General features: G+C 59.0%; 11 protein-coding genes. 2 read left to right on the forward strand and 9 right to left on the reverse strand.

All coding sequences use genetic code 11. The annotated features are described in order from the left end of the window. Window positions 1–14: 14 nt before the first annotated feature. Window positions 15–1,160 carry a glycoside hydrolase family 88 protein gene (locus tag D3F01_RS11425; RefSeq protein WP_242888843.1) on the reverse strand — a complete coding sequence of 382 codons (1,146 nt, stop codon included), beginning with the start codon at window positions 1,158–1,160 and terminating at the stop codon, window positions 15–17. 3 nt (window positions 1,161–1,163) lie between these two features. After that, entirely contained in the window at window positions 1,164–2,720 is a 1,557-nt protein-coding gene (locus D3F01_RS11430; RefSeq protein ID WP_242888844.1) for a glycoside hydrolase family 28 protein, read from the reverse strand. A 99-nt stretch (window positions 2,721–2,819) separates the two neighbouring features. On the opposite strand from D3F01_RS11430, the gene D3F01_RS11435 reads away from it, so the two are divergent. Next, window positions 2,820–3,635 (forward strand): AraC family transcriptional regulator, encoded by an 816-nt coding sequence (locus D3F01_RS11435; protein WP_117505867.1) that lies wholly within the window; start codon window positions 2,820–2,822, stop codon window positions 3,633–3,635. A gap of 79 nt (window positions 3,636–3,714) precedes the next feature. On the opposite strand, the gene D3F01_RS11440 is transcribed toward D3F01_RS11435, so the two are convergent. The 5 genes from D3F01_RS11440 to D3F01_RS11460 form a co-directional block, all read right to left on the reverse strand. Continuing rightward, on the reverse strand, window positions 3,715–4,572 hold the full coding sequence (locus D3F01_RS11440; RefSeq protein ID WP_097771504.1) for a carbohydrate ABC transporter permease: 858 nt from the start codon (window positions 4,570–4,572) through the stop codon (window positions 3,715–3,717). Between the two features lie 11 nt (window positions 4,573–4,583). After that, window positions 4,584–5,510, reverse strand: a complete 927-nt coding sequence (locus D3F01_RS11445) for a sugar ABC transporter permease (RefSeq protein ID WP_097771503.1) — start codon at window positions 5,508–5,510, stop codon at window positions 4,584–4,586. A 164-nt stretch (window positions 5,511–5,674) separates the two neighbouring features. Further along, window positions 5,675–7,045, reverse strand: a complete 1,371-nt coding sequence (locus D3F01_RS11450) for an extracellular solute-binding protein (RefSeq protein WP_097771502.1) — start codon at window positions 7,043–7,045, stop codon at window positions 5,675–5,677. A 543-nt stretch (window positions 7,046–7,588) separates the two neighbouring features. After that, window positions 7,589–8,197, reverse strand: coding sequence for a thymidine kinase (locus D3F01_RS11455; RefSeq protein WP_005934938.1), 609 nt, complete (start codon window positions 8,195–8,197; stop codon window positions 7,589–7,591). A gap of 87 nt (window positions 8,198–8,284) precedes the next feature. Next, the gene (locus tag D3F01_RS11460; protein WP_005934937.1) at window positions 8,285–8,926 is read right to left on the reverse strand and encodes a redox-sensing transcriptional repressor Rex; all 642 of its coding nucleotides are present in this window, start codon (window positions 8,924–8,926) and stop codon (window positions 8,285–8,287) included. A 253-nt stretch (window positions 8,927–9,179) separates the two neighbouring features. Between D3F01_RS11460 and D3F01_RS11465 the strand changes: the two genes are divergently transcribed. After that, complete coding sequence (locus tag D3F01_RS11465; RefSeq protein WP_097771500.1) at window positions 9,180–9,866, forward strand: ATP-dependent Clp protease proteolytic subunit; 687 nt, start codon at window positions 9,180–9,182, stop codon at window positions 9,864–9,866. Window positions 9,867–9,897: 31 nt separating this feature from the next. Here the strand turns inward: D3F01_RS11465 and D3F01_RS11470 are convergent, their stop codons facing one another. Together D3F01_RS11470 and D3F01_RS11475 are read right to left on the reverse strand one after the other, a co-directional pair. Then, window positions 9,898–11,226, reverse strand: coding sequence for an MATE family efflux transporter (locus tag D3F01_RS11470; protein ID WP_242888845.1), 1,329 nt, complete (start codon window positions 11,224–11,226; stop codon window positions 9,898–9,900). A 244-nt stretch (window positions 11,227–11,470) separates the two neighbouring features. Further along, window positions 11,471–12,382, reverse strand: coding sequence for a pyridoxal-phosphate dependent enzyme (locus D3F01_RS11475; RefSeq protein ID WP_097771498.1), 912 nt, complete (start codon window positions 12,380–12,382; stop codon window positions 11,471–11,473). Window positions 12,383–12,533 lie beyond the last annotated feature (151 nt).

Genomic DNA, 12,533 nt, shown 5'->3' on the forward strand with positions numbered 1-12,533 from the left:
TGCTGTATCGTGTATTACTTGCGGGCGATCATCTCGGTGTAGGCCAGCACCAGGGGGCCTACGCCCTTGGCATCGTTGCAGACCACAGGCTCACTGAAGTAGTAGGCCAGGGAGCCGTCGCGGTGATCCTTGCCGCCCAGACCTGCCACCAGGCAGATGCCGCCCAGCTGCAGGCTGCCGTCCGGGTTCTTGGAGAGGTACCTGTCACAGGTGCCGTAGAAGGCTTTCTCAGCCCAGGCAGCCATCCGCTTGGGCAGGTAGCCCAGGCGCACGCCCTTGAGCACCGCATAGGCAAACAGGGCAGTGCCGCTGGTCTCAAGGTAGTTGCCCTCCACGCCTGGGTGATCCATCACCTGCCAGAACATGCCGGTCTCCTCGTCCTGGAACTTGTGCACATCCTCAATGGTCTGCTTGAGCATGGCCATGATGCCGCGGTACTCGTTGTACAGCTGCTCGTCCATCCGCTCCAGCACATCCACCATGGCCACCATGAACCAGCCCATGGCCCGCAGCCAGAAGTTGGGACTGCAGCCGGTCACGGGGTCAGCCCAGTACATCTGGCGGCTCTCGTCGTAGCCGTGGTAGTACAGGCCGGTCTTTTCGTCCCGCATGTGCTTTTTGATGTTCATAAACTGCTTGTAGCTGTCAATGCAGCCCTGCATCTTGTTGTAGCGGGTCTCGTACTCCATGTAGAAGGGCTGGGCCATGTAGGTGCCGTCCAGCCAGACCTGCCAGGGGTAGATATCCTTGTGCCAGAAGTTGCCCTCCTTGGTGCGGGGCTGGGTGAGCAGCTGGCTGCGGATGGTGTCGATGGCCCGGCGGTACTTCTCGTCCCCGAAGATGTCGTACAGGGTGAACAGGTTCTTGCCCTGGTTCACGTTGTCCAGGTTGTACTCCTTGGGGTCATAGGTCCTGATGGAGCCATCCTCCTGCACAAAGAAGTCGATGAAGTCCCTGGAGAAGCTCAGGTACTTCTCGTCCCCGGTGGTCTTGTACAGGCTCAGGCAGGCCGTGATCATGCAGCCGTCGATGTAGTTCCACTTGTTGGGCTTGCCGCTGCGCACCTTTTCAATGTTCCACATGGGGGCTTCGGCGCTGGAATTGGCGATCAGGTAGTCCACATAGTCGCCCAGCAGGGTGAGAATTTCTTCATGGGTCATGGGTCAGTCCTCCTCGAAATGGCCGACATTGGCAAAGCGCAGGCGCTCGCCCTCGTAGCCGGTGATCTTGACGTTGTGCAGGTCGATCTCCTTGACGTTCTCCGCGTAGATGGCCAGCTTTTTCACGTTGGGGCGGTTGTCCGCCATGGCAGCCTGACCGGCTTCGGCATTGGGGTCAAAGGTGATGGTGACATTCTTCATGGAGATGCGCTCGATGGGCTGCTCAGGCAGGCCGTCGAAGTAGCAGCCCGCGAACTGTGCGTCAGTGGCCACGATATCCTCCATGGTCAGGCTGCCCAGCCTGGGGGTGTACTCATCCACCGGCATGGCATCGCGGCACTGGACATAGGGGCCGTGTCCGTCCGGGTCACAGAAATAGAACATGTTGATGACAAAGGGAGCCTTGACACCGCGCATCTCCACATTGCGGAACAACAGCCCGTCGATGACGGCGGTGTTGCCGCGGCCGCGCCGGGTCTTGACCCGCAGGCCGCGGTCGGTGTGGTCCATCAGGCACTGGGTCACCACCATATCCTTCACGCCGCCGCTCATTTCGCTGCCGATGACGATGCCGCCATGGCCCTTGTCCAGCAGGCAGTTCCGGATCACAGTGTGCTCGCAGCTCTTTTTCAGCTTCATGCCCAGGAACACCTTGCTGGCTTTCATGGCAATGCAGTCGTCACCCACATGGATGTTCGCACCGATGATGCGGGTGTACTCGCAGCTCTCGGGGTCGATGCCGTCGGTGTTGGGGGCGTTGTAGGGGTTGTTGATGTTGAAGTTCAGCAGGTCCAGGTGCTTGACGAAGATGGGGTGGATGGTCCAGGAGTAGCTGTTCTGCACTGTGATGCCGTGGAGGCAGACATTCTCACTGTCCACCGCGGCCACCGCGCGGGGCCGCCATGCGATCCGCTTGACCTTCTGGTTGATCCACCAGTCGCCGTTCTGGGCATCGCAGTCCAGCGTGCCCTCGCCGGTCACCACCACGTCGTGCACCTGCGTGATGTTCAGCAGACCGGCAAAGCTGTCCAGCGGGTTGCCCTCCCAGCCGGTCAGGTAGTATTCATCCACCTCGTTCTCACTGGGGATGACACCGGGCAGGATGGGGTAGTGGGTGCGGTCGTTGTCGCCCAGCAGCACAGCGCCCTTTTCCAGGTAGAGGGTGGTGCAGCTCTTCATAAACAGGCTGGCGGTGCGGTAGCGCCCGGCGGGCACATAAATCGTGCCGCCCTTGGGGCAGGTGGAAAGGGCGGCCTGCAGCTTGCCGGTGTTGTCGGTGGTGCCGTCGGCCACCAGACCGTAGCGGGATGCGTCCACAAAGAAGGTCTCAGCCTCAGTGGTGAAATCGAGGGTCAGGGTCACGCCCTCAGCCTGCACGGCAACCGTGTAGGGGGTGCCGGGCAGCAGGCTGAACAGGGAGAACACGTTGGTGTTGCAGGCCTCGTACACCGTCTTGCCGTTCAGCTGAACGGTGAAGGGATGTGCCGGACGGTAGCACAGGCCGTTTTCCAGCTCGAACACGGCACTGCGGGTCATGGAACGAATCAGGGAAAGCTTCATAAACAGGATGCCTCCTTGGATGTTGAAAGATTTATGGGTTGCCCGCAGGTGGCGGGCATGGTACACTGAGGAAAAGAAACTGTTGAATGGGGTGTGCGGATGAAAGCGGAACGGGAAAAATGGAGCGGCCGGGTAACGGCAACGGCGCTGCGGTTCCAGACCGGCCAGTATGAGCTGGCTGAGGAGGAGGAGATCTGCCGGATCATTCTGGTGTCCGGCGGCAGCTTTACGCTGGTGCGGGGCGGTGAGAGCCTGCTGGTGAACCCGGGCTGTGTGCTGCTGCTGGGCCCCGGCGGGGGCCTGCTGCAGCAGGCGGGCCACATTGCCCCTGAGCTCATCGGCTGCCGGTTCCCGGCGGGCGTTCTCCCGGTGCTCAAGAACCTGATGCAGCGGGATTTCATGCCGCTGTTTGAGCCGGGAGCACAAACGGCCCTGTACGGCCCGGTGCAGTGGTCGGGCCGCCTGCGCACGCTGCTGGGCATGATGCAGAGCGCCGAGAGCGAGCCGGAAAGCCCCGGCATGATCTATCTGGCCCTCATCCTGCACTATGTGGAGCAGGAGTGCCGCAGTGAAAGGCAGGACATCCGCCCCCGCAACGAGACGGTGGAGCAGATCTGCGCTTACCTTGCAGCCAACTACCAGCAGAAGTTCTCCCTGACAGATGTGGCTGCGCGGTTCTACCTGTCGCCCTATTACCTGAGCCGGCTGTTCCGGCGGGTCACGGGCCAGTCCATTGTGGATTACATCAATGGCCGCCGCATTGAGGCTGCCCAGCGCCTGCTGGAGAGCACTGATCTGAACATCAGCGCTGTGGCCGAGCAGACCGGCTTTGCCTCCGCCGCCCATTTCCGCCGCGTGTTCCGCGAGACGATGGGAACGGGGCCGCTGCAATACCGCAAGAGCCACCGCGGATAAGAACAACGCCCCCTGTGCTGTGCACAGGGGGCGTTGCTTATTCATCGAAAGTCAATGGTTCTGTCCGCAGAGGGGGTGCTTAGCCCTTGACAGCACCGGCGGAGATACCTTCGACGAACTGATCCTGTGCACAGAAGAAAACGATCAGCTGCGGCAGGATGGAGATCAGGGACAGGGCCAGGATACGGTTCCAGGCAAAGCCGGTATCACCGTCCATGGACAGCTTGACGAACAGGGACATGGGGTACTTTGCAGGGGTCTGCACGTAAAGCAGGGGGCCCATGAAGTCGTTGCAGCTCCACATGAACTGGAACAGTGCGCAGGACACCAGAGCGGGCATCAGCATGGGGACAATGACCTTGTACAGGGTCTGGAAGGAGTTGCAGCCATCAATGGCGGCAGCCTCGTCCAGATCGCGCGGGACATTGCGCATGAACTGCACCAGCTGGTAAACAAAGTAGGTCTCAGTTGCAAATGCAGTGTGGACCCAGATGGCCAGATAGAACGGGCTGTTGACCCAGCCGAACTTGGTGTACAGCAGGAACTGAGGAACGTTCAGAACGACCTGAGGCAGGAACAGGGTGGCCAGCATGATGCTGAACAGGATCTTCCGGCCCGGGAAGTCGAAACGGCCAAAGCCGTAGGCTGCAATGCAGGAGGAGACCACCGTGCAGATGACCTTGGGCAGAACATAAGAATAAGTGTTCAGCATGGCCTGCAGGATGTTGATGGAACCGCCGAAGTTGTTCAGCGCGTTCCTGTAGCCCTCCAGGGTGGGGTTCTTGATCCACAGGCCGATGCCTGCAAAAATCTCGCTGTTGTCCTTGAAGGTAGCGCTGACCATCCACAGCAGGGGATAGATCATGATCAGGCCAACCAGGATCAGGACAAAGTACTTAAAAAACGTCGCAATGGCGTTGGATGCTTTCATTCCCATACTGTCACACCTTACCTTTCATCCGAGTAGTAGACCCACTTCTTCTGGCTGGTGAAGGCGATGATCGTGAGGATGCAGACGATCACGAACATGATCCAGGCCAGAGCGGAAGCCATGCCCATCTGGTTGGACTTGAAGGCGTAGTTGTAAACCAGAATGGAGATCAGGGTGGTGGAGTTGCGCGGGCCGCCGTTGGTGATGATGAAGGGGCCGTTGAACTCCTGGAAAGCCTGGCAGATCTGAGTGACCAGGTTGTAGAAGATGATGGGGGTGATCATGGGAACAGTGATGGAGAAGAACTGCTTCCACTTACCGGCACCATCAATGGTGGCAGCCTCGTACAGGTCTGCAGGCACGCCCTTCAGGGCGGCTAGGAACAGCACCATGGCGGAGCCGAACTGCCAGATGCGCAGGAAGCAGATGATCCACAGCGCATAGTTGGGGTCGCTCAGCCAGGAGGGGCCCTGTGCGTGGCCGAAGGTGATGGCGCGGATGATGGTGTTGACCAGACCATCATCACGGAAAACGGCCTTCCACAGCACGGCGATGGCAACGGAGCCGCCCAGAATGGACGGGATGTAGTAAACGGTACGGAACAGGTTCACGCAGGCGATCTTGAAGTTCAGGATGTATGCGATGAACAGGGCAAAGATCAGCTTCAGGGGCACGGTGACGAACGCGTACTTGAAGGTGGTGACCAGAGCCTTGGTGACCTTGGCATCAGAGAAGGCAGTGACGTAATTCATCACGCCGTACTGGTGGATGCCGTTGAAGAAGTTCATGTCGGTGAAGCTGTAATACAGCGACTGACCGAAGGGGATGGCCTTGAACACGATAAAGCCGATGATCCAGGGGATCAGGTAGATCAGACCCTGCCACTTATCCAGGAACTTCTGTGCGGGGGTACGCCCGAGAGAGGGCGCTTTGCTTTCTTTCATCCGGGGATCCTCCTTTGGTGAAAATCAGTGCAGCAAACCTTATGTCACACTTTGGCAACAGATTTGTCAGAGAATTGTAACCTGTACCTGAGAAAAAAGGGGCATCGGGCCTACGGGTGGACGATGCCCCTGATATGTAGCTTAACTCAGGTCAGCAAAGAAGATCAGACAGTGTAGCCAACAGCAGACATGCCGTCCAGCAGGGTGTCAACAACATCTGCGCCGCTCTTGTTGTCGTAGTCAACGGTATCGAACACTTCCTGATAGATGCCGGTGCCGGTAGCCTTCAGATCGGAAGACTCGAACAGGGGATCCAGCTGGCAGGAAACAAAGCTCATAACCTTGCCGTTTGCCTCGGCGACCAGCTCGTTGATCTTACCGGCAGCCTGAGCGGTAGCCAGACCAGCCTTGGAAGCGGGGACACCGCACTCGGAGCCCATGATGGCAGCGCCGTCGCCGTTCCACAGGTACTCGATCAGGGTAGCAGCCTCAGCGGGGTTCTTGCAGGTCTTGGTGATGGCCATGCCCATGGAGACCTTGGAGAAGCCGCCGTTGTAATCGCCGAACTTGATCTCCTCACCAACGGTGAAGCCGGGCTTGTTCTCCTCGTCCAGAGCGTCCTGGTACTTGGAAGCAGCGGAATCCCACTCGAAGATGCCGGCGATCTTGCCGGTGATCCACTCGTTGGACTGGTGGGTAGCACCGTCGCCGTTTGCACCGTAGTAGGTGGGCAGCGGCATGATGACGTGGCCGTCGACCAGGCTCTTGATGAAGTCGATGCCCTCGGCGATCTCGTCAGCGGTGTAGTTCAGGGTAGAGGTGGTGGGATCTGCCCAGTCCTTGCCGTACTTGGACTCGAGGTAGAACACCATCAGGATCATACGGTCGTATGCGCCCAGGTGCAGGGGATAGTAATCATCGCCCAGCTTCTCCTGGAAAGCCTTGCCGGCTGCAAACAGATCGTCCTCAGTGGAGGGGACTTCGGTGATGCCGGCCTTGTTAAAGGTGGTCATGTTCCAGTAGAAGATACGGCCGGTCATGGAGATGGGCACGCACTGCTGTGCATTTGCAACATTGCAGGCACCCAGCTTTGCGTCGTCCCACTGGGACATATCCAGGTAATCGGTGACGCTGTTCAGATCCAGGAAGGTCTGGCCGTTGCCGGAGTAGTTGTACAGCCAGTTCCAGTTGATCTGGCAGACATCCTCAGCCACGCCGCCTGCAAACTTGGTGGACATGGTGTCCTCCCAGCCGGACCATGCAGCGAAGGTGGGGTTGACGGTGATGGTGGTGTGCTCAGCAGAGAAAGCCTTCAGGGCCTCCTGGTAAGCGTTGTGGCGGGACTCGCCGCCCCACCAGCTCATGGTCAGGGTAACGGGATCGCTGCTCAGGCCAGCCACGGAAGCAGCCTCGGCTGCAGAAGAAGCGGTGCTGGAAGCAGCGCCGCCATTGCCGCCGCAGGCAGCCAGCAGACCAGCTGCACCGACAGCACCGGTGACCTTCAGGAAATCACGACGGGAAATTGCCTTGCTCATTGTTGTTCTCCTCCTAATAAATCAAAAAACATCGCGCGGGCCTTACTGCACAAGGCTCGTTGTATACAAATATGATAACAAAAGAAATGGGAAAAAGAAAGATGTAAATTGAAGTGATACGGACAAAAAACGAACAAATATTGCTCTTGTGATTTGCGGTGATTTGACGGCATTGCCGAAATGAATAAACTTGGAACGAAAAACTATGCAATCTGCATAGTTGGATAGATTGCATAGAAACGGGCCGAGAAAGTGTGGCGGAACCTCTAAAATTGCAATGTTTTTGTAACTTATTGCGAAATTGACGGTATATTGTTGTATACAACATGTGAAAAAAGTGACGATATCGCTGTTTTGCAAACTGATATATCAATTGCGCAAAAAACGTTCGCCGTTGGATACAACTGATATATCACTTTGAAAGGGGACGCACAAAAAAGAGCGCCGCCCGGCTGGGCAGCGCTCTGAAAACTGTAAAAATCTTTTGGGAGATCTTGGCTCTCATGCAGGAAGGTGGCTCCTGTGCCTGCTGGAGGTCGACACTTACTGTGCGTTCCGTTTGGCGTAAAACGCCCGCCGTGCCTTGAAATAGCACTGGGGGCACATGCTGACGTACTGCACATCGTTTTCCAGATCGATGGCGACCTGCTCGCCCTCAAAGACGAACTCCCCATTGACCCTGCGGCAGTTGCAGGTGGCCTTGCGCCCGCAGGTGCAGATGGTCTTCATCTCCTCAATGGTGTGGGCCAGCTCCAGCAGACGGGTGGAGCCGGGGAAGCCCTTGAGGGAGAAGTCTGACCGCAGACCGTAGCAGATGACCGGGATGTTCAGGTCTACCGTGACCATGAACAGCTGCTCGGCCTGTGCCGGGGTAAAGAACTGGCTCTCGTCGCAGAGAACACAGGCCAGCGGCTGCTCCCCGGCAGAAGCGGCGCGCACGGCCTCGAACACATCCACCTCGGGCGGGATGAGCAGGTCGGCCCTGCGGCGCACGCCCAGGCGGCTGACCAGCTCGCCGCCGCCCTTGGTATCCACCTGGGGCTTCAGGATCAGCACCCGCATCCCCTGCTCTTCGTAGTTGTGGGCCACCTGCATCAGCGCGGTGCTTTTGCCGCTGTTCATGGCACCGTATCGGAAGTATAGCTTCGCCATAGTTGCTCTCCTCATAAAAAAGCAACCCTCTCTGCTCGTTCGGGGGGAGAGGGCTGCCTGTTTCCTGTGATATGCTATAAGAATAGATCAGTCCTGATTGCGCAGGCGGTAACCCAAGCTCATCAGGCTGTCGCCCAGGTGGACGTTCTCCACCACCACTTCGGGGTAGGGCACCGACAGGTCGTAGTGGGAGAAGTTCCAGAAGCCTTTGATGCCCAGTTCGACCAGCCGGCCGCTGAGCTCCTCCGCACCGCTGCGGGGCACACAGAACACAGCCACCTCAGGCTTATGCTCTGCGCAGAAGGCCTCCAGCTCGTCAACGTGTAAGATCTGGATGCCGTTGATCTCTTTGCCCACCTCGCTGGGGGAATTGTCAAAGGCGGCGATCAGCTTGTAGCCGTTGGTGTCGGTGGTGATGAAGCGGCTGACTGCCTTGCCCAACCGGCCGCAGCCGATGAGGATGGTGGGCAGCAGGTCACCGTTGCCGAACAGCAGATGCTCCAGGATGGAAAGCAGGTTCTCCACCGAGTAGCCGATGCCCTGGCGGCCGTTCACGTCGCCGATGCAGTTGAAATCCTGCCGCACCTGAGAGGCCGTGGTGCCCATCTGGGCGGCCAGCTCGCGGGAGGAGATGCTGGTGATGCCGTCGTTCTTCAGCGTCCGCAGGTAGCGGTAATACTTGGGCAGGCGCTTGATCACCGGAAGGGAAGCTTTGCCGGGATTGTTCATGGAAATGGTTCTCCTTTCATCCAAAGGGAATGCCGGTCTCTTTGCACCCTGCAAGGTGCACCGGCGATTAAGACAGTTTCTGAACAATAATGATATATACTTGTCAATCTTATTCTTAGTATAAAGTATACTGCAATGAGACAGAATGTCAAATCCTCTGGGCCAATTTTTTTCAAAGTAAAGAAATCTTAACCGCCGCATATTGCTTCGATCTCCGGGAACACTGAAAAAAACACCCTGAGGAGGAGCCAACATGCCGGAAGATGAAAAGGAAACCACCGAACAGCAGCGGTTGGAGAAAGAGCAGCTGGAAGATCTGGGCACGGTGTGGCGCACCCGCGGCCCCCATGCCATCCACTGCCTGACCGTGATCGGCCAGATCGAGGGCCATGTGGAGGCCCCGCAGGGCCAGAAGACCACCAAGTATGAGCATGTGATCCCGCAGCTGGTGGCAGTGCAGGAGGACCCCGCTGTGGAGGGCCTGCTGGTGCTCATCAATACCGTGGGCGGGGACGTGGAGGCCGGGCTGGCGCTGGCAGAACTCATTGCCAGCATCTCAAAGCCCAGTGCCACGGTCGTGCTGGGCGGGGGCCACTCCATCGGCATCCCGCTGGCAGTCAGCGCCCGGCGCAGCTTTATCGTGCCCACGGCGACCATGACGGTGCACCCGGTCCGCCACTCCGGCATGATTCTGGGCGTGCCCCAGACCATGCGGTGGTTCGAGCAGATGCAGGAGCGCATCACCGGCTTTGTGGCGGGCCACAGCGGCATTACGGCAGAGCGCTACTCAGAGCTGATGCTCCGCACCGGTGAGCTGGTGATGGACGTGGGCACCATGCTGGACGGCAAAAAGGCCGTGAAGGAGAAGCTCATCGACCAGCTGGGCGGCATCTCTGATGCACTGGAATGGCTGTACCGGGAGATCGAGCGGACTGAGTGAGAGAAAAGACCTGCCCGGGGCGGTGTCAGGCTTACAGCTCGCCCTTCCGCAGATACTTCACCATCATGGGGGCTTCATAGACCAGCATGAGGATCCAGCCCACAACATAGCTGTACGGCAGGGCCTCGATATCCATCTTCATCAGCAGCACAAAGACGGCAGCGGCCGCCACACGGCCTGCCATGTTGAGCGTGCTGCTGTTCAGGGTGATCTTAAGGTCGCCCAGGCCGCGGAAGCCGCCCTGGATGCCATTGGTCAGCGAGGGCATCAGATAGAACAGGGAGACCAGCTTCAAAAAGCGCACTCCCAGATGCACCACGGCGGCATCGGTGACGAAGAGCCGGATGATGGGCTCGGCAAAGAAGAAGCAGATGGCTGTGATAAAAATGGCGTAGAGGAACTCCAGCTTCAGGCCGCAGAAGAAGCTGGTGCGGACACGGTCTTTTTTGCCCGCGCCGCGGTTCTGAGCCATCAGGGTGGTGGTGGCATGGCCGATGTTCTGCTGGGGCACATAGGCAAAGTCATCGATGCGGCCTGCAGCGGCAAAGGCTGCCATGGCGTTGACACCCATGGTGTTCACGATGGCCTGAATGGCGATCTTGCCCAGCTGAACGGTGGCCTGCTGCATGGCGCTGGTCCAGCCGTAGCTGATGGTCTTTTTCAGCAGCGAGGAGTCAAAAATGAACCAGCGCCTGCCCAGCTGCAGCACAGGGACCTTCCAGCGGATATAGATCAGGCAGAACACGCAGCAGAGCGCCTCGCTCAGCACGGTGGAAAGGGCACAGCCCTCGGAGCCCCAATCCAGCACCTCAACAAAGAACAGGTCGCCGCCAATGTTCAGTACCGAGCTGATCATCAGGAAGTACAGCGCGCTTTTGCTGTCGCCCAGCGCACGCATGGTGGCGGCGAGGAAATTATAGAAGAAGGTGAACAGCAGCCCGCCGAACACGATGCGCAGGTAGTTCACAGCGATGGGAAGGATCTCTTCCGGCACCTGCAGCAGACGGAGCAGCGGATTTGCCAGGATCACACAGGCCAGCGAGAACACCAGGGAAAAGACGGAGCCTGCAATGGCGGTGGTGGAGACCTGACGCTCCACCAGCCTGGTGTCGCCTGCCCCGAACGCCAGGCTGACAAGGATGCCTGCACCCAGGCAGACACCGTTGATGAACAAAATCGCCAGCGTCATCAGCGGGTTGGAGGTGCCCACGGCGGCAAGGGCATCCTCGCCCACGAATTTGCCGACAATGATGCTGTCCACGGCGTTATAGGTCAGCTGGAACAGGTTACCCAGCACAAGGGGAATGGTGAAATTGACCAGCAGCGGTGTGATCGGGCCGGTCGTCATATCCTTGGTCATATGGAATTCTCTTTCCTTAAAAGTATAGTGTGCAGTCCAACGGTGAGCTTTCCCACGCAAGTGAATACGGGTTGCGGCTCCCAGCATCTGCTTCGTGCACTTGCACTCGCATCTTGCTGGCCGCGGCCCCAACAACAGCTTCCTGTTTCCGCCACTGGCGGCGGGCGCTGTTGTTGCAGGCCATTCCATTACCCCAGCGGACACTTGCTTTGGGAAACTCCCCGCCGTCCTGCGAAAAACAACATCAAAAACTTAAATTTTGCCGTCCGCTGAAGATGGCCAGCGCCGAGCGGCTGGTGCCGGTGGCGATCAGCTGTGCGGCGGCGTGGAGGGCTGCACCGGCGGCAGGGGAGGCGGGAATGGCATCGGTGGCAAGGACCCGCTGTGCAGCGCGGTTGGCATCGGTGCTGGTAACGGCGGCTACATTATCCACAACATAGGCGTTGTAATTGCCCGGCACGATGCCGTAGCCGATATCCGGGATGCCGTGCCCGCCGGTGAAGCCGCCGCCCAGAGCCTGATTCTCAAAGGGCTCCACGGCCACGATGCGGACATCGTTGGTCCAGGCCTTGATGGTCTCGCCTACGCCGGTGATGGTGCCCGCGCTGCCCACGCCGACGGTGATGGTGTCCACGAGACTGCGGCCCTCCCGGGAGATGGCCTGCACGATGGCGGGGCCGGTCACCCGGCGGTGGTATTCGGGGTTATCGTCGTTGGCAAGCCAGTTCATATAGTACCAGCCCTTTTCGGCGGCGGTGGTCTCTGCCAGCGCCCGGGCCCCCGCAAGGCCCCGCTGAGCGGGGGAATGCAGGATCTGCGCCCCCAGCCGGAGCAGGTATTCCTGCCGCAGGGCCGGGGCATCCTCCGGCATGGTCAGCACCACGGGGTGGCCCGCCGTCCGCCCGGCAAGGGCCAGTGCCATGGCAAAGGAGCCGGAGGCCGCTTCAATGATGGGCTGGCCCGGGAGCAGCTTGTGCTTTTCCGCCGCAAGGGCCAGCATCCCCTCGGCCACCGAATCGCGGGACGTGCCGGTGGGCCCATTATAATCAAGGTAAGCATACAGCCGCCCCTTGAGCCCGCAGGCGGCAAGATAGCCCCGCAGCTCCACGATCGGACAGGGAACCAGGGTCTGATAGATGTTTGGATAAATTGCCACGAAATTCCTCCCTTACGCAAACCTGAGCAGTCAGCACAGAACTGTCTGCCATGCCAAGGGCTCCCCTGTTAGGGGAGCTGGCAAAGCCATCAGGCCTAGACTGAGAGGTTTCATACCTATAAGGTAGCGCATCCTGTGCCCAGCGTCAAGC

The organism is Faecalibacterium sp. BCRC 81149 (genome assembly GCF_022750605.1).
Lineage (GTDB): Bacteria > Bacillota > Clostridia > Oscillospirales > Ruminococcaceae > Faecalibacterium > Faecalibacterium duncaniae.